General features: G+C 74.6%; 17 protein-coding genes. 7 read left to right on the forward strand and 10 right to left on the reverse strand.

Annotation, left to right across the window (positions count from 1 at the left end):
* Positions 1-106: 106 nt before the first annotated feature.
* The 5 genes from ACYVO2_RS18690 to mce all read right to left on the reverse strand — a co-directional run bounded on the left by ACYVO2_RS18690 (position 107) and on the right by mce (position 7,489).
* Positions 107-877, reverse strand: a complete 771-nt coding sequence (locus ACYVO2_RS18690) for an ABC transporter permease (RefSeq protein WP_461009001.1) — start codon at positions 875-877, stop codon at positions 107-109.
* Positions 874-1,884 carry an ABC transporter ATP-binding protein gene (locus tag ACYVO2_RS18695; protein WP_461009002.1) on the reverse strand — a complete coding sequence of 337 codons (1,011 nt, stop codon included), beginning with the start codon at positions 1,882-1,884 and terminating at the stop codon, positions 874-876. The genes ACYVO2_RS18690 and ACYVO2_RS18695 overlap by 4 nt, the downstream gene beginning before the upstream one ends.
* A gap of 253 nt (positions 1,885-2,137) precedes the next feature.
* Positions 2,138-3,067: a cellulose-binding protein gene (locus ACYVO2_RS18700; RefSeq protein WP_461009003.1), complete on the reverse strand. Its 930-nt coding sequence runs from the start codon at positions 3,065-3,067 to the stop codon at positions 2,138-2,140.
* Between the two features lie 117 nt (positions 3,068-3,184).
* Positions 3,185-6,640, reverse strand: a complete 3,456-nt coding sequence (gene scy, locus ACYVO2_RS18705) for a polarized growth protein Scy (protein ID WP_461009004.1) — start codon at positions 6,638-6,640, stop codon at positions 3,185-3,187.
* Positions 6,641-7,015: 375 nt separating this feature from the next.
* Positions 7,016-7,489, reverse strand: a complete 474-nt coding sequence (mce, locus tag ACYVO2_RS18710; RefSeq protein WP_461009005.1) for a methylmalonyl-CoA epimerase — start codon at positions 7,487-7,489, stop codon at positions 7,016-7,018.
* Positions 7,490-7,799: 310 nt separating this feature from the next.
* On the opposite strand from mce, the gene ACYVO2_RS18715 reads away from it, so the two are divergent.
* Positions 7,800-8,999 (forward strand): acetyl-CoA C-acetyltransferase, encoded by a 1,200-nt coding sequence (locus ACYVO2_RS18715; protein ID WP_461009006.1) that lies wholly within the window; start codon positions 7,800-7,802, stop codon positions 8,997-8,999.
* A 41-nt stretch (positions 9,000-9,040) separates the two neighbouring features.
* Entirely contained in the window at positions 9,041-10,012 is a 972-nt protein-coding gene (meaB, locus tag ACYVO2_RS18720; RefSeq protein WP_461009007.1) for a methylmalonyl Co-A mutase-associated GTPase MeaB, read from the forward strand.
* Between the two features lie 118 nt (positions 10,013-10,130).
* On the opposite strand, the gene ACYVO2_RS18725 is transcribed toward meaB, so the two are convergent.
* Positions 10,131-10,829 (reverse strand): PepSY domain-containing protein, encoded by a 699-nt coding sequence (locus tag ACYVO2_RS18725; RefSeq protein WP_461009008.1) that lies wholly within the window; start codon positions 10,827-10,829, stop codon positions 10,131-10,133.
* A gap of 120 nt (positions 10,830-10,949) precedes the next feature.
* On the opposite strand from ACYVO2_RS18725, the gene ACYVO2_RS18730 reads away from it, so the two are divergent.
* Together ACYVO2_RS18730 and ACYVO2_RS18735 are read left to right on the forward strand one after the other, a co-directional pair.
* Positions 10,950-11,630, forward strand: a complete 681-nt coding sequence (locus tag ACYVO2_RS18730) for a response regulator (protein ID WP_461009009.1) — start codon at positions 10,950-10,952, stop codon at positions 11,628-11,630.
* Between the two features lies 1 nt (position 11,631).
* The gene (locus ACYVO2_RS18735; RefSeq protein ID WP_461009010.1) at positions 11,632-13,116 is read left to right on the forward strand and encodes a sensor histidine kinase; all 1,485 of its coding nucleotides are present in this window, start codon (positions 11,632-11,634) and stop codon (positions 13,114-13,116) included.
* A 32-nt stretch (positions 13,117-13,148) separates the two neighbouring features.
* On the opposite strand, the gene ACYVO2_RS18740 is transcribed toward ACYVO2_RS18735, so the two are convergent.
* The 4 genes from ACYVO2_RS18740 to ACYVO2_RS18755 all read right to left on the reverse strand — a co-directional run bounded on the left by ACYVO2_RS18740 (position 13,149) and on the right by ACYVO2_RS18755 (position 16,156).
* Entirely contained in the window at positions 13,149-13,637 is a 489-nt protein-coding gene (locus ACYVO2_RS18740; RefSeq protein ID WP_461009011.1) for a MarR family winged helix-turn-helix transcriptional regulator, read from the reverse strand.
* 277 nt (positions 13,638-13,914) lie between these two features.
* Positions 13,915-14,694, reverse strand: coding sequence for an AIM24 family protein (locus tag ACYVO2_RS18745; RefSeq protein ID WP_461009043.1), 780 nt, complete (start codon positions 14,692-14,694; stop codon positions 13,915-13,917).
* 173 nt (positions 14,695-14,867) lie between these two features.
* Complete coding sequence (locus ACYVO2_RS18750; protein ID WP_461009012.1) at positions 14,868-15,518, reverse strand: AIM24 family protein; 651 nt, start codon at positions 15,516-15,518, stop codon at positions 14,868-14,870.
* Positions 15,518-16,156, reverse strand: a complete 639-nt coding sequence (locus ACYVO2_RS18755) for an AIM24 family protein (protein WP_461009013.1) — start codon at positions 16,154-16,156, stop codon at positions 15,518-15,520. Before ACYVO2_RS18755 ends, ACYVO2_RS18750 begins: the two co-directional genes overlap by 1 nt.
* Positions 16,157-16,335: 179 nt before the next feature.
* On the opposite strand from ACYVO2_RS18755, the gene ACYVO2_RS18760 reads away from it, so the two are divergent.
* The 3 genes from ACYVO2_RS18760 to ACYVO2_RS18770 all read left to right on the forward strand — a co-directional run bounded on the left by ACYVO2_RS18760 (position 16,336) and on the right by ACYVO2_RS18770 (position 17,685).
* Positions 16,336-16,671 carry a DUF3817 domain-containing protein gene (locus ACYVO2_RS18760; protein WP_461009014.1) on the forward strand — a complete coding sequence of 112 codons (336 nt, stop codon included), beginning with the start codon at positions 16,336-16,338 and terminating at the stop codon, positions 16,669-16,671.
* A 74-nt stretch (positions 16,672-16,745) separates the two neighbouring features.
* Positions 16,746-17,255, forward strand: a complete 510-nt coding sequence (locus ACYVO2_RS18765; RefSeq protein ID WP_461009015.1) for a MarR family winged helix-turn-helix transcriptional regulator — start codon at positions 16,746-16,748, stop codon at positions 17,253-17,255.
* Between the two features lie 100 nt (positions 17,256-17,355).
* Complete coding sequence (locus ACYVO2_RS18770) at positions 17,356-17,685, forward strand: DUF3817 domain-containing protein (RefSeq protein ID WP_461009016.1); 330 nt, start codon at positions 17,356-17,358, stop codon at positions 17,683-17,685.
* Positions 17,686-17,766: the final 81 nt, after the last annotated feature.

Genomic DNA, 17,766 nt, shown 5'->3' on the forward strand with positions numbered 1-17,766 from the left:
TTTCCGCCCCTCATCGGATGTCACGACATTGGGGCACCGCCCCCGTGAAAGTGAGAGGGTACTAAGCGGGAAACGGTTCCGCGCGGCGCGGGTCGGGACCGTTGCCTCAGGCATCTCTCCTGGCCAGCGCCGCAAAGCCGCCCGCGAGCGCCGCCGCCGCCCACAGCACCATGATCCCCAGGCCCTGCCACGGCGAGTACGGCGCCGGGTCGCTGTCCGGCACCACCTGCATGATCCGGCCGCCCGCCTGGTCGGGGAAGTACCGGGCGACCTCCCGCGCGCCCGGCACGTTCGCCAGGATCGAGGAGACCAGGAAGAAGAACGGCATCAGCACGCCGAGCGCCAGGATCGGGCCGCGCAGCATCGCCGCCACCCCCATGGCGAACACCGCCATCAGCGTCATGTACAGCGCCGCGCCGAACACCGCGCGGGCCACGCCCGGGTCGCCGAAGGACGTGCGGTGCGGCCCGAGCAGCTCCTGTCCGAGGAAGAACGACGCCACGCTGGTGGCCACCCCCACCAGCAGCACCAGCAGCGACGCCACCGCCACCTTGCAGGCCAGGAACACCTCCCGCTGCGGCACGGCGGCGAGCGAGGCGCGGATGGTGCCCGTGCTGTACTCGCTGCCGACCACCAGCACCCCGAAGACGATCACCGCGAGCTGCCCGAGGAACATCCCGGAGAAGCTCAGCCCCGCCGGGTCGAACGTGGCCCGCTCCATGGGCGTCAGATCCTCGAAGTTGGCGTTCATCAGGGCGCACAGCAGCGCGCTGACGACCACCGTGACCACGAACGCGGACACCAGCGTCCACACCGTGGAGTTGACCGTCCGCACTTTCGTCCACTCCGAGCGCAGCACCGCGGGGGCGACCGTCACGGGGCCTCCCCCCGCTCGCCGCCGCGCCGCGCGCGGGACCGGGGCCACCCGGCGCCCCACCGCGGCAGGTCCTCGCCCGCACCCGCGGGCTCCGGGTCCAGCGGTGTGTGGGCGTGGTACTCCACGGCCGTGGCCGTCATCCGCATGAACGCCTCCTCCAGGGAAGCACGCTGCTCGCTCAGCTCGTGCAGGACCAGGCGGTGCCGCGCCGCCAGCTCGCCGATCGCGGCCGCCGGCACACCGGAGACCTCGTACGCCCCGTCGTCGGACGGGCGGGGCACCACGCCCTCGGCCGTGAGCAGTTCCGTCAGCCGCTCCGGCTCCGGGGTGCGGACCCGCACGAACGCGCGGGAGTTGCGGGCGATGAAGTCGGCCATCGTGGTGTCGGCGAGCAGCCGGCCCTGGCCGATGACGATGAGGTGGTCGGCGGTGAGCGCCATCTCGCTCATCAGGTGGCTGGAGACGAACACCGTGCGGCCCTCGGCGGCCAGAGAGCGCATCAGGGTGCGGATCCAGTGGATGCCCTCCGGGTCCAGGCCGTTGACGGGCTCGTCGAACAGCAGGATCCGCGGGTCGCCCAGCAGCGCGGCGGCGATGCCCAGCCGCTGGCCCATGCCCATGGAGAAGCCCCGGGTGCGCTTGCGCGCCACCCCCGTCAGCCCCACCAGGTCGAGCACCTCGCGGACGCGGGCGGGCGGGATCTCGTTGCTCTCGGCCAGGCACAGCAGATGGTGGTAGGCGCTGCGGCCGGGGTGCACCGCCTTGGACTCCAGCAGCGCGCCGATGTAGCGCAGCGGCTCCCGCAGCTCGTCGTAGAGGCGGCCGTCGATGCGGACCCCACCCGCGGTGGGGTGGTCGAGCCCCAGCATCATCCGCATGGTGGTGGACTTGCCGGCGCCGTTGGGCCCGAGGAACCCGGTGACCACGCCGGGCCGGACGGTGAAGCTCAGCCGGTCCACGGCCAGCTTCTCCCCGTACCGCTTGGTCAGTCCCTCCACCTGAATCACGAAACCACGCTAAACGGACACCTCCCCACCCGCCACTCGCGCCGGGAGCCCGGGCGCGGGCCCGGGGGCGGAGCCGGTGGACCGGAGGGCGCCGCGTCGGCACCCGGCGCGGCCGGTGGAGGCGCCGTGCCTCCGGGCGGGACGGCCCTCCCCGCCGGCCCGGACACGCCGTCGCCCGCCACTTCGAAAAAAGTGGCGGGCGACGGTGAACCCTCCGGGGCCGAACCCCGTATCTACGGGAGGGAGCGGACGATCAACGGGACTGCTGCGCCGGCACCCCGCGGGTCAGCGAGTCGTCGTCGGGGGCGGCGGCGACGGCGGCACCGGTGAGGGTGGCCAGCATCTCGCGCACGTTGGTGAGCTGCGCGTTGATGCTGTCGCGACGGTTCGTCAGCGCCGCGAGCTCGCGCTCGGACTCGCTGCGGATCCGGTCGGCCTTGGCGTTCGCGTCCGCGACGATGTCCTCGGCCTGACGCTGCGCGGTCTCCACCGTCTGGCGGGCCCGGCGCTCGGCGTCGGTGCGCAGCTTCTCCGCCTCCAGGCGGAGCTGCTCGGCGCGGTGCTCGATCTCCGCCAGGCGCTTCTCCGCCTTGGCCTGACGCGCGGCCAGGTCGCGCTCGGACTGCTCGCGGCGCTTGGCCAGGTTCGTCTCGAAGTCCGCGGCGGCCTGCGCGGCCTTGGCGCGGGTCTCCTCGAAGAGCGCGTCGGCCTCCTCACGCTTGGTCTGCGCGTCCTTGTTGGCGTCGGCGCGCAGCGAGGCGGCCTCGCTCTTGGCCTTCTCGATGATGCGCGCGCCCTCGTCCTCGGCCTTGGCCTTGCGCTCCGCGGCGTAGGACTCGGCGTCGGCCCGCACCTGGGCGGCGGCGCTCTCCGCCAGCTCCCGGTGCTGCTCGGCGGCGCGGCGCGCCTCCTCGCGCAGGTCCTTCGCCTCTTCCTCGGCGAGGCGCAGGATCTTCTCGACACGGGCACCAAGACCGGCGTAGGACGGCTCCGAGTCGGCGAGCTGTGCCTGCGCGTTCTGCGTCTCGAGGTGCAGCTCCTCGATCCGCTTCTCAAGCTGAGTGATCCGGCTGAGGGCACTGTCGCGGTCGGCGACCAGCTTCGTGATGCGCTCGTCCACCTGCGTGCGGTCGTACCCGCGCCGCACGAGTTCGAAGCCGAAGGGGGAGGAAGTGTCGCTCATGGGGTTCCTGTCGCTGAGACGTCGTAGACCGGTGAGGTGATAGTGATAGGGGGAATCCTAGGCGTGACAGCGGCGTGTCATCGAGTCATCGCACTGGGAATCTGGAGAATGGCCCACTCAATCGAGTGAGGGATCGTCGGACCGCCTCCCACCCGAACGTGTGGAGCCCGCTCCGGCCCCGGCTTTGACGCCGCCCTTGCCGCCGCCGCTCCCGTTGGACGGCGCCTCGAACGACTCCAGGGCCTCCAGGACGTCCTGGACCCTGGCGATCTCGGCGTTGATGTCCTTGCGCCTGCGCACCAGCAGATCCAGCTCCCGCTTGCCCTCGGCGACCATCCGCCGGGCCTCGTCCTGGGCCTCCTCGCGGGTGCGCTCGGCCTCCTGCTCGATCGCGGCCTTCTTCTGCTCGGCCTCCTTCAGCAGCGCCTCCGCCTTCTTCACCGCGGCGATGCGCACCTTGCTCGCCTCGGACTGGGCCTTCGACGACACCTCGGCGGCCTTCTCCTCGGCCTCGGCGACCAGGGTGCGCGCCCGCTCCTCGGCCTCGGTGAGCTGCTCGGTGGCCGCGGCCACCAGCTTGTCGACGCGCTCGCCCGCGGACTTCATCGCCTCCGCGGCCTCCTTGCGGGCCCGCTCGTGCAACTGCTCGACCTCGGACTCCACCCGCTCGCGCAGCTCCTCGGCGCGCCTGCGGATCGCGGTCGCGTCGCGCCTGGCCTCGCCGAGCATCGTGTCGGCGTCGGTGCGGGCCCGCTCCACCAAGGCGTTGCCCTCCACCGTCGCCTCGGACACCAGGCGCTCTGCCTCCTTGCGGGCGGCGGCCACCATCGCGTCGGCCCGCTCCTCGGCGGACGCGGTGATCCGCGTCGCCTGCTCCCTGGCGTCGGTGACCAGCCGCTCCGCCTCGCCGCTCGCCTCCGACACCAGCGCGTCGGCCTGCTCGGCCGCCTCCACGCGGCGGCGGTTGGCCTCGTCGCGCGCCTCGGCGCGGGCCCGCTCGGACTCGGCGATGGCGTCGTTGACGGTGCGCTCGGCGAGCGCCTTCGCGGCGGCGGCCTCCTCGGCCGCGTCCGCGCGGATCCGCGCCGCGTCCTCGGCGGCCCGCTCCCGCTCGACGGCGGCCGCGAGGCGCAGTTGCTCCGCGTCCCGCTCGCTCTCCTCGGTCAGGCGCCGCGCCGCGTGCTCCGCGGCCGACCGCAGCCCGGTGATCTCCTCCTCGGCGGCCTCCCGCAGCCCGGCCACCGAGTCGCGCACCGCCTGCGCGTGGCTCTCGGCGGCCGCCACCAGCTCGGCCGCGCGCCGGTCGGCCTCGCCGACGAGGCGGTCCGCCTCGGCGCCCGCCTCCTCCACCCGGGTGCGGGCGGCGGCGAGCAGCTCCTCGCTCTCCCGGCGGGCCGCGGTGCGCTCGGCGTCCGCCTCGGTGCGGGCCGCGCCCAGCAGCTCCTCCGCCTCCCGGCGGCGCCGCGCGGCTTCCTCCGCGGCCGCGGACAGCTCCTGCGCGGCCTCGGAGTCGGCGCGCTCCCGCACCGACTGGGCCTCGGTGCGCAGCCGGTCCGCCTCGGTCTGCGCCTCGGTGCGCAACTGCTCGGCCTCGGCCGCGGCCTCGCCGCGCAGCCGCACCGCGAACGACTCGCCCTCGGCGCGGGCCGCGGCGGCGTCGGCCGCGGCGGCGTCGCGGACCCGTCCGGCCTCCGCCTCGGCCTGCTCGGTCAGCGCCCGGGCCCGCTCGGCGGCCTCGGCGCGCAGCCGCTCGGCCTCGGCGACGGCGTCGGCGCGCAGCCGCTCCGCCTGCGCCTTGGCGTCGGCCAGCTCCCGCTCGGCCGCGGCCAGCCGCTCCTCGGCCTCCGCCCTGCGCCGGGCGACGTCCTCCGCGGTCTCCGCGGCGATCCTGGTGGCGGCCTGGTCGGCTTCGGCGCGCACCCGGCGGGCCTCGCGCTCGGCCTCGCGGATCTGCTCCTCCGCCTGGTGGCGGCCGTCGGCGCGCATCTCGTCGGCCTCGGCCCTGGCCTGGGTGAGCAGCTCCTCGGCCTGGGCGCGGGCGGCGGCGGCGCGCTCCGCGGCGTCGGCGCGGACCCGCTCGGTCTCGGCGGCGGCGCCCCGGCGCAGCTCGTCGGCGTCGGCCTTGGCCCTGGTGAGCAGGTCCTCCGCGGTGCGGGCGGCCTCCTCGATCTGCTGCATGGCCTGGCGGCGGGCCTCGGTGCGGATCCGCTCGCCCTCGGCGACGGCGTCCGACCGGAGCTGCTCGGCCTCGCCGCGCAGCCGGCGCGCCTCCTCCTGGAGGCGGGTGGTGCGCTCGCGGAACTCCTTGGTGTCGTCCTGCGCCGCGCTCTGCACCTGGGCGGCGGTCTCGGCGGCCTCGGCGCGGATCCGCTCCGCCTCCGCCTCGGCCTCGGCGCGGATGCGCTCGGCCTCGTCGGAGGCGGACCGGGTGGCGGCGCGGGCGTCGTCGGACGCCTTGCCGAGGATCTCCTCGGCGGCCTTGGCGGCCTTGGCCAACTGGGCGGCGGCGTCCTCGGACGCGGCGGCGCGGGCGGCCTCCGCGGCCTCGGTGCGGATGCGCTCGGCCTCGCTCGCGGCGTCCGCGCGCAGTTGCTCGGCCTCCGCCTTGAGGGCCTCGGCCTCCTTGGTGGCCTCGGCGACCAGGCGGGCCACCTCGGTGCGGGCGGTGCGGGTGCGCTGCTCGCCCTCGGCCTCGACGGCGGCCAGGCGCTTGGCCGCGGCGGCCGCGGTCTCCTCGCGCAGCCGCTCGGCCTCGGCGCGGGCCTCCCGCAGCAGCGCCTCGGCCTCCTCCTTGCGGGTCTGCGCGGCCCGGGTGAGCTCGCCCACCTCGCGGCGGGTGCGCTCGGCCTCGCCCAGGGCGTCGCCGCGCAACTGCTCGGCCTGCTCGGTGGCCTCCTGGGCCTGCGCGGACGCGGCGGCCAGCAGCCGCTCGGCCTCGGCGCGGGCCCGGCGCAGCAGGGCGTCCGCCTCGGTGCGCGCGGACTCGGCGTCGGCGGCGACGCGCTCGCGGGCCTGCTCGGCGAGGCGCTGCGCCTCGGCGCGGGCGCCGGCCAGGGTGGCCTCGGCCTCCGCCCGCGACTCCTCCATCAGCCGGCGGGCCTGCGCCTCGGTGCGGGCCCGCAACTGCTCGGCCCAGGCGACGTTGTCGTTGACGTGGCTCTCGACGGTGCTGCGGCGCTCGGCCAGCTCCTCGTCCAGCCGGCGGCGCCTGCGGACGGCCTCCGTGTGCCACTCGGCCTCGAGCTGCGACTGGCGCTCCGCGGCCTCCTGGAGCAGCCGCTGGCCCGCGGCGCGGGCCTCGCGCAGCTCGCGCTCGGCGTCGGCGCGCATCTGCTCGGCCTGGATCTGGGCGTTGCGCAGGAGCTGCTCGGCCTGGTGGCCGACGCTGTCGTAGGCGCGCGGCTGGGCGAGCTGGCGGCGGGCCTCGTGCAGCTTGGCGCGCAGGACCTCCACCTGGTAGGCAAGGTCCTCGGCGTGATCGACGGCCTTGTTCCGCTCGGTGCGAAGCCGTTCCATCTCGGCTTCGAACTGAGAGAGGTGGTCGTCAACCTCGTAGCGGTCGTAGCCCCGCACTGCGCGGTCCCATCCGTCTCCTGGTCGCGGGCCCTCGGCCGGGCGGCGGTGGTCCCCGCTCCGCCGTCCGGGTGAGCCTTCCCGAATGAACATGGCCTTCCGGAGAATGGTGTCAGATCAACCGCGGGGCGTGGCCCGTCCTCCGGCGCACCGGCCACCCGTATCCCGCCACCGCCCTCCGCGCGGACCGACCCGGCGCCCGGTCGGTCCGCGGCAGCCGATCCGCACCGGCAGATCCAGTCGTTCTCCGGAAGCCCAAGTCGCGCCGACAGTGCACTCTACCGGGGACAGCCGATCCGCCGGGACGTGTGGGACCAGCGTATTCGGTCCGCGCTCGCGGCGGCGGCGGGACGTGGTACCCGCGCGCGGGCCGGTTCAGCGCGCCTCGGGCTCCTCCGGGACGTCCTCCTGCCCGTCGTGCGCCCCCCGCGGGGCGGAGGTGACCAGCTCGGTGAGGACGCCGCCGCAGTCCTTGGGGTGGAGGAAGGTGATGCGCGAGCCCATCGAGCCGCGGCGCGGCTCGTCGTACAGCACCCGCACCCCCTTGCCCCGGACGGCCTCCGCGTCGGCGTCCACGTCCGCGGTGCCGAACGCGATGTGGTGCACGCCCTCGCCGTTCTTCGCCAGCCACTTCGCGACCACGGAGTCCTCGCGGACCGGCTGGAGCAACTGGAGGTAGGAGGCGCCGCCGTCGGAGGTCTCGTTGATCTTCAACATGGCCTCGCGGACGCCCTGCTCCTCGTTCACCTCCGTGTGGAAGACTTCGAAGCCGTAGGTCGTGCGGTAGAACTCGACCGTCTTGTCCAGGTCGAAGCAGGCGATGCCGATGTGGTCGATGCGCGACAGCATGCGGTGGCCTTCCGGTGAGGGCGGGCGGGGGAGTCGTGCGGACCGCACGGCCGCCGGAGCCCGGCGCGTTCCCGCCGCCGTCCACCCTGCACCCGTGGGCGGCGCCGGTGGACAACGGGCCGTTGAACATCTTCATTCCGTTCCATACGCCGGAACGGCGGCCCACGCTCAAAGTCCACCGTGCGCACACGCCGTCACGCAACGTGCCCGCGATCACACCGCGGCGCCGGTGACGCGGTCCGTACCGCTCAGTATCTTGGGCGGAAACCCTCACAACCGCCACCCTCAGCGTTGAGGAAGGGGCCGCGCCATGACCGCCAACCAGACCACCTCCGTGATCGTCGCGGGCGCACGCACACCGATGGGCCGCCTGCTCGGGCAGCTCAAGGGCTTCTCCGGGGCGGAGCTCGGCGCCGTGGCGATCAAGGCCGCGCTGGAGCGCGCCGGCATCTCCGGCGAGCAGGTGCAGTACGTGATCATGGGCCAGGTGCTCCAGGCCGGGGCCGGGCAGATCCCCGCCCGCCAGGCCGCGGTGAAGGCCGGCATCCCGATGGGCGTGCCCGCGCTGACGATCAACAAGGTGTGCCTGTCCGGGCTCGACGCCATCGCCCTGGCGGACCAGCTCATCCGCGCCGGCGAGTTCGACGTCGTCGTCGCCGGCGGCCAGGAGTCGATGACCAACGCCCCGCACCTGCTGCCCGGCTCCCGCGGCGGCTACAAGTACGGCGCCCTCGAGGTGCTGGACTCCATGGCGTACGACGGGCTGACCGACGCCTTCGACCACGTGGCCATGGGCGAGTCCACCGACCGGCACAACACGCGGCTGGGCATCTCCCGCGAGGTGCAGGACGAGGTGGCCGCCGCCTCCCACCAGCGGGCGGCCAAGGCGCAGCAGAACGGCCTGTTCGAGGCGGAGATCGTGCCCGTGGAGGTGCCGCAGCGCAAGGGCGACCCGCTGCTGGTCAGCACCGACGAGGGCATCCGCCCCGACACCACCCCCGAGGTGCTGGCGAAGCTGCGCCCGGCGTTCACCAAGGACGGCACGATCACCGCGGGCTCCTCCTCGCCGATCTCCGACGGCGCCGCCGCCGTGGTGGTGATGAGCCGGGCCAAGGCCGAGGAGCTCGGCCTGGAGTGGCTCGCCGAGATCGGCGCGCACGGCGTGGTCGCCGGGCCGGACAACTCCCTCCAGTCCCAGCCGGCCAACGCGATCGCGCGGGCGCTGGAGCGCGAGGGCCTCACCGTCGGCGACCTGGACCTGGTGGAGATCAACGAGGCGTTCGCCGCCGTGGTGGTGCAGTCCGCCAAGGAACTGGGGATTTCCCTCGAAAAGGTGAATGTCAACGGTGGCGCGATCGCCCTGGGCCACCCCATCGGCATGTCGGGCGCCCGGATCGCGCTGCACCTGGCGCTGGAGCTGAGGCGGCGCGGCGGCGGCACCGGCGCCGCCGCGCTGTGCGGCGGCGGCGGGCAGGGCGACGCACTGATCGTGCGGGTGCCGCGCACCTGACCGGCGCGCGCCCCGGCCAGGTCCTACGGCTAAGGAGACAAGTGACAACCAGGACTTGGGACGTCCCCGCCCTCGTCGAGCAGGCGAGGGCGGGCCGCCCCCGCGCCGTCGCCCGGCTGATCTCCCTGGTGGAGGGGGCCTCCCCGCTGCTGCGCGAGGTCATGGCCGCGCTCGCCCCGCTGACCGGCAACGCGTACGTGGTGGGCCTGACCGGCTCGCCGGGCGTCGGCAAGTCCACGTCCACCTCCGCGCTGGTGGGCGCCTACCGGCGGCAGGGCAAGCGGGTGGGCGTGCTCGCGGTGGACCCGTCCTCGCCGTTCTCCGGCGGTGCGCTGCTCGGGGACCGGGTGCGGATGCAGGAGCACTCCGGGGACCCGGACGTCTACATCCGCTCCATGGCCACCCGCGGCCACCTCGGGGGCCTGGCGTGGGCCGCGCCCCAGGCGGTGCGGGTGCTGGACGCGGCCGGGTGCGACGTGATCCTGGTGGAGACCGTCGGCGTCGGGCAGTCCGAGGTGGAGATCGCGGAGCGGGCGGACACCTCGGTGGTGCTGCTCGCGCCCGGCATGGGCGACGGGATCCAGGCGGCCAAGGCCGGGATCCTGGAGATCGGGGACGTGTACGTGGTCAACAAGGCAGACCGGGACGGCGCCGACTCCACCGTCCGGGAGCTGAACCACATGCTGGGCCTGGGCGAGTCCCGCGCGCCCGGGGACTGGCGCCCGCCGATCGTGAAGACGGTCGCGGCGCGCGGCGAGGGCGTGGACGAGGTCGTGGAGGCGCTGGAGAAGCACCGGGCGTGGATGGAGGAGCGCGGCGTGCTCGCGGAGCGCCGGCGCCGCAGGGCGGCGGGCGAGGTCGAGACGATCGCGCTGACGGCCCTGCGGGAGCGCATCGGCGACCTGCACGGCGACCGGCGCCTGGACGCCCTGGCCGACCGCATCACCGCCGGTGGGCTGGACCCGTACACGGCGGCCGACGAACTGCTGCGGGGGCTGCGGGACCAGTCCTGACCGGACGGGACCGCCCGCGCGCCGGGAGCGGAGGACGAGCCGGCCCCGGCCCCGCGCGTCCACGCGCGCGTGACCGGGGCCGCCGCACCCGGCCCCGTGGGGGCGGGCCGGTGCGGGGTCAGTCGTCGTGCTCGTCGGCGCCGTGCTCGTCGCCGTCGCCGTCGCCGTCGTCGTGGTCGCCCTTGCCGCCGTCGTCGCGGTCGTCGCGGGTCGCGGTGGCCTTGGCCGTGGACGGGTCGACCGCCACCTCGTGGTGCCTGCCGTCCTTGCCCGCGATCTCCACGTCCCAGCCGTTGTCGTCGAGGTCGATCGAGGTCACGGTGCCGGGCACGGCCCTGGTGGCGGCGTTCGCGGCCCGCTCCAGGGTGATCCGCGAGGCGGTGTTCTCGTCCTCGTCCTCGTCCACCCGGTCCCGCACCACGCCGCCGTCGCGCGCGTCCACGGTCACGTCGTGCCAGGTGCCGTCCTTCGCGCGGACGTCCACCTCCCACACCGGTCGGCCGTCGCCGTCCAGGTCGGCCGAGTACGCGGTGCCGGGCACGGCGCGGGCCGCGGCCCGGGCGGCGTCCACCGCGCTCACCTTCGCGGCGCGCGCCTCGCGGGCGTCCTCGCGGGCGTCGTCCCGGTCGTCGTTCCCGGCGTCGTCGCGCGCGTCGTCACGGCGGTCGTCGCGGTCGTCGTCGCCCGCCTGCCGGGTGTCCGCGCTCACCACGGGCGCCGCCCCGCCGTCGTCCCCGGCCGCCAGGGCGTACGCGCTGCCGCCGCCGGCGAGCGTGGCCACGGCGATCGCGCTGATCAGGAACTTGCGGGGCTTCATGGTGCCTCCCGTTGTGAGGTGTCGGTCCGCGTTTTCACCACCCACCCTGCGCCGCGCTCGCTGAAGGGACCCTGAAGCAACCTGAAGATCCCTTCAGGGTGGTTCTGCGAGTCTTGACGCATGCGCCTGCTGATCGTGGAGGACGAGAAGCGCCTCGCCGCCGCGCTGGCCCGCGGCCTGGCCGCCGAGGGCTTCGCCGTGGACGTCGCGCACGACGGCACCGAGGGCCTGCACCTGGCCACCACCCAGGACTACGACCTGATCGTCCTCGACATCATGCTGCCGGGCATGAACGGCTACCGCGTCTGCGCCGCCCTGCGCGCGGCCGGGGACGAGACGCCGGTGCTCATGCTCACCGCCAAGGACGGCGAGTACGACGAGGCCGAGGGCCTGGACACCGGCGCCGACGACTACCTGACCAAGCCGTTCTCCTACGTGGTGCTGCTCGCCCGGGTCCGCGCCCTGCTGCGCCGCAGGACCCGCGGCGGCGCCACCGTGCTGCGCCTGGGCGACCTGACCGTGGACCCGGGCGCCCGGCGCTGCCTGCGCGGGGAGCGGGAGATCGGGCTCACGGCGAAGGAGTTCGCGGTGCTGGAGCAGCTCGCGGTGCGGGCGGGGCAGGTGGTGTCCAAGTCGGAGATCCTGGAGCACGTGTGGGACTTCGCCTACGAGGGCGACCCCAACATCGTCGAGGTCTACATCAGCGCCCTGCGCCGCAAGATCGACGCCCCGTTCGGACGGCGCTCGATCACCACCGTGCGCGGGGCCGGCTACCGGCTGGCGGCGGACGGCGGTGCCTAGGGTGGCCGGCCCGGGAGGCGGGGCGCTGCGGGGCTCGGTGCGGCTGCGCACCTCGGTGGCGGCCACCGCGGTGGTGGCGCTGGCCCTGCTCGCCGCCGGTTTTGTGATCATAGGCGTGCTGCGGGACGGGCTGCGGAACAACGCCCAGGTGGAGGCCGAGTCCAAGGCCCGCCAGGTGGCCGCCCAGGTGGCGGCGCTCGGCTCGGCCAAGGACGCGCAGGGCCTGGAGACCGACGACCCGGTGCAGGTCGTGGACCGCGCCGGCCGGGTGCTCGCGGCCAGCGACAGCATGGAGGGGGCCGCCCCGTTCGCCGCCTTCCACCCCGCCGCGCCCGGCCCCCGGGAGCGGCCGGAGGACGACGACGAGGACGACGAGGAGGAGCGGGCCGCGCCCGGGCGGGTCGCGGAGAAGGCCGACCACGCCGACGTCACCCTGCCGGTGGACGACGACGGGCACGCCACCGCCGACGCCGACGACGTCGAGGGCAACGCCGACTTCCGGGTCGCCGCGGTGCGCGCCGAGGCCGGGGGAGAGCCCGTCACCGTCTACGCCGGGTCCTCGCTCACCCCGCAGCGCGAGGCCGTCGCCGACGTCACCAGGTCCATGCTGGTCTGGCTGCCCGTGCTGCTCGCCGTGGTCGCCGCGGTGACCTGGCTGGTGACCGGGCGCGCCCTGCGCCCGGTGGAGGCCATCCGCGCCGAGATGGCCGAGATCCGGGCCAGCGACCTCTCCCGCCGGGTGCCCGAGCCCGCCTCCCGCGACGAGGTCGCCGCGCTCGCCCGCACCACCAACGAGACCCTCGCCGCGCTGGAGGAGTCCGTGGAGCGGCAGCGCCGCTTCGTCGCCGACGCCTCCCACGAGCTGCGCAGCCCCATAGCCTCGCTGCGCACCCACCTGGAGGTGGCCGCGGCCCACCCGGCGCTGCTGGAGGTGGACGACCTGCTCGCCGACGTGGTGCGCCTCCAGCACCTGGCCGCCGACCTGCTGCTGCTGGCCCGCCTCGACGCCGAGGGCGCCCCGCCCGACGGGGCCAGGGGCCGGGGCCCGGTGGACCTCGGGGCGCTGGTGCGCGAGGAGCTGGGGCAGCGGGCCCGCACGGACCGGGTGCCGGTGCGGGCCGAGCCGGGAGCGGAGCCCGCCGAGGTGCCGGGCAACCGCGGGCAGTTGGCGCGGGTGCTGGGCAACCTGGTGGACAACGCCCAGCGGCACGCGCGGTCCGCGGTGTCGGTGGGGCTGCGCCGGGACGGGGCCTGGGTGGTGCTGGCCGTCGCGGACGACGGGCCCGGGGTGCCCGAGGCCGAGCGGGAGAGGATCTTCGAGCGGTTCGTGCGGCTGGACGACGCCCGCAGCCGCGACGCCGGGGGCGCGGGCCTGGGCCTGGCGATCGCCCGGGACGTGGCGCGCCGGCACGGGGGCACCCTGTCCGTGCGGGAGGCGCCGGGCGGCGGCGCGCTGTTCGAGCTGCGGCTGCCCGCGGCGCCGTAGCGGGTCGGGGCGGCGGGGGCCCGCGGGACGCGTTACAGGCGCCCGGAGCGCAGGTGCTCGGCCACCGGCTCGAGGATCTTGTGGAGGAGCTCCACCGAGTCGGGCCCGAGCCGGTCGATGAAGTGCTCCCGCACCGAGGCGACGTGGGACGGCGCGACCCGGCGCATGGTGCGCCAGCCCTCGTCGGTGAGTACCGTGTACAGGCCCCGCCGGTCGGACTCGCAGTTCTCACGGCGGACCAGGCCCGCGCCCTCCATCCGGGTGATCTGGTGGGACAGGCGGCTCTTGGACTGGAGGGTGGCCCGGGCCAGGTCGCTCATCCGCATGCGGCGGTCGGGCGCCTCGGAGAGGTGGACCAGGATCTCGTAGTCGTTGATGGTCAGGCCGAACGGCTGGAGGTCGCGCTCGAGCTGGTGGAGGAGGAGCTTGCTGACCTCCAGGTGGGTGCGCCAGGTGCGCTGCTCCTCGCTGCTGAGCCAGCGCGGCTCCGGCTGGTCGGCGCTGCCGTCATGCGTGTCCATGAGATCAAGTCTACCCGAGAATATTCAACATTAAACTATTTTGGGTGTGCGGACGCGTGGGCTCCGCACCGGATCGCACCGGTACGGCCGCCCTCCGGCATTCTCCGGGACCGGCGGCGGACAGACGCCCGACATCCACCCGTTCCGCCGCCCGCCACCCCATCGGCGCAGCGGCGGCCCGCGGTCCCTCGCCGGCCGCCGCGCTCACGCCGTCCCGGGCTCACGGCCCGGGCGCCCGGCCCGGCCGTGCCCGGCCAGGCCCCTCACGGCCGGCCGTTCACAGCCCCAGCCGCCGCTGGATCCCGCCCAACTGCCCCGGCAACTGCGGCGCCGGCCGCCCCGCGGGGGCGCCGCCCGCGGGCCGGCCGCCCTGGTGCGGGCCCGCGCCCGTGGGCCGCTCCTCCATCAGCACCTCCGTGGACTGGAGCAGCACCTGCCCCTGCCCCACGAACTCGAACTGGTGCTCCTCGCCCGAGGTGCCGCCGAGCCCGGTCAGCGCCCGGATCCCGCCGAGCACGCCGCGCATGTACCCGTGGTCGTAGTGGTGGCACGGCGACGGGCAGTCGGCCCACCCGACCAGCGCCTCCGGGTCCACCCGCACCGGCGGCTCCACGAAGTGCACCGCGCCGTTGGACGCCGCCACGAACTTGCCCGTCCCGATCAGCGTCAGGAACCCGGGGATGATCGACTGCTTCAGGGACAGGCCCGGCTGGAACGCCAGCAGGTTGCCGGACCTGATGGTGAGGTTGCCGTTCTCCAGGTCGTAGGAGTTGATGTCGAACGCCCGGTCGGCGAGCAGCATCTTGCCCTGGCCCTGCGCCACCACCCAGTCGGCGGCGTGCAGCGGGGAGTGGAAGTTCGCCGCCACCAGCCGGTCCAGCGGGCCGTGGCCGATGCCGTTGAAGTCGATCTGCCCGTAGTAGGCGATCATCTTCCCCTTCTGGAGGAACCACTGGGTGCCCCGCAGCTCCACGCAGAACGCGTAGGGGTTGACGTTGTCGTCGCTGGGCAGCGTGTACGGGTCCAGGACGACGGGTCCGCCCGGCTGCTGCGGCACCGGCGGCTGCCCCCCGGGGGCGTACGTCCCCGGCTGCTGCGGCGGCGGCGCACCCGGCGGGTACGCGGCCGGCGGGTAGGCCCCCGGCTGGGGCGGCGGGCCCGGCGGGTACGCCCCGGGCGGGTACGGGCCCGGCTGATTGCCGGGCTGGTGGGGCTGCTGGGGCGGGTAGGTCACAGCTTCTCCTCCGACGCCTGTACGTACACCGTGCCGTGGCCGGACAGCTCCAGTTGGAACGCCTCCCCGGAGCCGCGGCCCACCATGTCCCGCCAGCCGAGGGCGGTGGACAGCTTGTTGCGCACGTCGCCGCGGTGGGCGACGTACGCCTGCGGGTCGACGTGCACCGGCCGGTCCGGGGTGATCGGCAGCTCGATCACCCCGCCGTGCGCCAGCACCGCCACCGAGCCGTGGCCCTGGAGCGTGGTGGTGAACAGGCCCTGCCCGGTCACCTGGCCCCGGATGACGCCCATCACGCCGCCCTGCGAGCCGAGGAACATCGTCCCCTGCTGGAGCGTCCCGTCGAACGCCAGCAGCCGGTCGGCCTCCACGTACAGGGTGTCGCCCGCCAGGTCCACGCAGTGCACGTGGTGCCCGCCGTGCCCGAACAGCACCGAGCCCTGGCCCTCGACGGTCATCAGGGGCGCGGCCTCGCCCGCGACCCGCCGCCCGATCATCGAGCCCACCCCGCCCTGGCCGCTCGCCGTGTTCGGGGTGAAGGAGACCTCGCCGGTGTAGGCGAGCATCGCGCCGCGCTGGCTGAACATGCGCTGCCCGGGGAGGATTTTGGCCTCCACCATCTTGGAGTTGATCCGGTGGAACGGCATCACACATCCCCGCCGATCGTCTCGCGCTCGCTCGGCTGCACGTACACCAGGCCGTCCCCCTCGAACCTGATCTGGAAGGACTCGCCGGAGCCCTCCCCGGCGAAGGTGCGCCAGGTCACGCCGGTCTGGAACTGCTGCTGGAGGTTGCCGGTGTGCGCCACGTACGCGCCCGGGTCCACCAGCAGCGGCGTGCCGGGTGTGACCCGCAGCACGATCGCGGGCCCGTGCGAGGTGAGCGCGGCCTGGCCCACGCCCTCGACGGTCGTGGTGAACAGGCCGTTGCCCTGCGCGGCCCCGCGCAGTCCGGTGAACGTCGTGCCCGTCCGCAGGCCCGCGTCCGCCGCCAGGAGGTTGCTGGCCTCCACGAACAGCTTCTCGCCGGAGAGGCGCACCAGGTTGATCGCCGTCGCCCGGTCCGCGAAGTAGCAGGTCCCCTGCCCCTTGACCTCCATCATCTCCATGCTCTCCCCGGTGATCCTGCGCGTCACCATGCCGCGCAGGCCCTCGCCACCGCCGGAGAGCTTCTTGAACGTCATCTGGCCGTCGTAGGCCACCATCGATCCGTTGCGGGCCTTCACCGAGTCGCCCGCCAAGTCGACGGCGAGCACCTTGGACCCCTGTAGTCGAAACTGCGCCACGACGGAGACGCTAATCACCGCGGCGGGCCCGCGACCAGGGGAGACGGCGGTTTGTGGCCCCCCTGAGACAGGCCGGGTAAAGGGGTGGCAATAATAAGAGTGCTTGTGCTTGCGTTCACAAAGTCGCCTACGGCGTGCGCGGGCGCGGCCCACGCACGTCACGACCCCCGGAGAGTCCAGTGAACACCCGCGTCGCCCTGTTCCGCCTGCGCGTCGTCTCCACCGCCGAGGCCATCTCGTTCCTGCTGCTGCTGAGCCTGGGCTCGGTGCTCAAGCGGGCCACCGACGGGGACGTGGACCTCGTCCTGCCGCTCGGGCTGCTGCACGGCGTGCTGTTCGTCGCGTTCGTGCTGCTGTGGGCCGACGCCTGGAACAAGGTCCGCTGGGACCTGAAGCGGGCCGCGCTGTACTTCGTGTCCTCGGTGATCCCCTTCGCCGGCTTCTACGCCGAGCGCAGGCTCAAGGCGGAGCAGGAGCGGATCGCCGCCGCCGAGCCCGCCGCGGCGGCGGCCTGAGGCCCCGCGCGCCCCGGGATCCCGGGGCGTGAGACAGGGGCGACCGGCCGGTCCCGGGCCGGTACGGTAAGGGCGTGCCGAAGCCCCTTAGCCTGCCGTTCGACCCCATCGCCCGCGCCGACGAGCTGTGGAGCAAGCGCTGGGGACCCGTGCCCTCGATGGCCGCGATCACCTCCATCATGCGGGCCCAGCAGATCCTGCTCGCCCGGGTGGACGCGGTGGTCAAGCCGTACGGGCTGACGTTCGCCCGGTACGAGGCGCTGGTGCTGCTCACCTTCAGCCAGGCGGGCGAGCTGCCCATGTCCAAGATCGGTGAGCGGCTGATGGTGCACCCCACGAGCGTCACCAACACCGTGGACCGCCTGGTGCGGTCGGGCCTGGTCGACAAGCGGCCCAACCCGCAGGACGGCCGCGGCGTGCTGGCGTCCATCACCGACCGGGGCCGCGAGGTGGTGGAGGCGGCCACCCGCGACCTGATGGCGATGGACTTCGGCCTGGAGATGTACGACGCCGCGCAGTGCGAGGAGATCTTCGCCGTGCTGCGCCCCCTGCGGGTGGGCGCGGGCGACTTCGAGGACGCCTGACCCCCGCGCCCCGGGGACGGGCGCGGCCCGCGGACGGGCGCGCTCCGGGCGGGCCGGGGGCGGACGTCGAGCCGGTCCGGCGCAGGTTAGGCTCGACGCCATGAAGCCGAGTGTCCTGACCCGCTACCGGGTGATGGCGTACATCACCGCCGTGTGGCTGCTGGTGTTCACCGTCTGCATCATCCTGAAGTACGGGTTCGACACGGGCGACACCATGCTCGTGTCCCAGATCCACGGGGTGCTGTTCCTCGTCTACGTGGTCTTCGCCTTCGACCTGGGCGTCAAGGCGAAGTGGCCGTTCGGCAAGCTGCTGTGGGTGCTGGTCGCCGGCTGTGTGCCCCTGGCCGCGTTCTTCGTGGAGCGCCGGGTCGCCCGCGAGGTCGCCCCCCTGCTGGAGACCGACGAGGCCGAGGCCCCGGCACAGGCGTGACCCCCGGCGGGCGGCGGCCGGTCCCACGGCCCTCCCGCCCGCCACACCCCCCCTTTCTGACCTGCGGTGCTTGCCTGAACC

It is taken from the genome of Streptomyces capparidis (genome assembly GCF_054782095.1).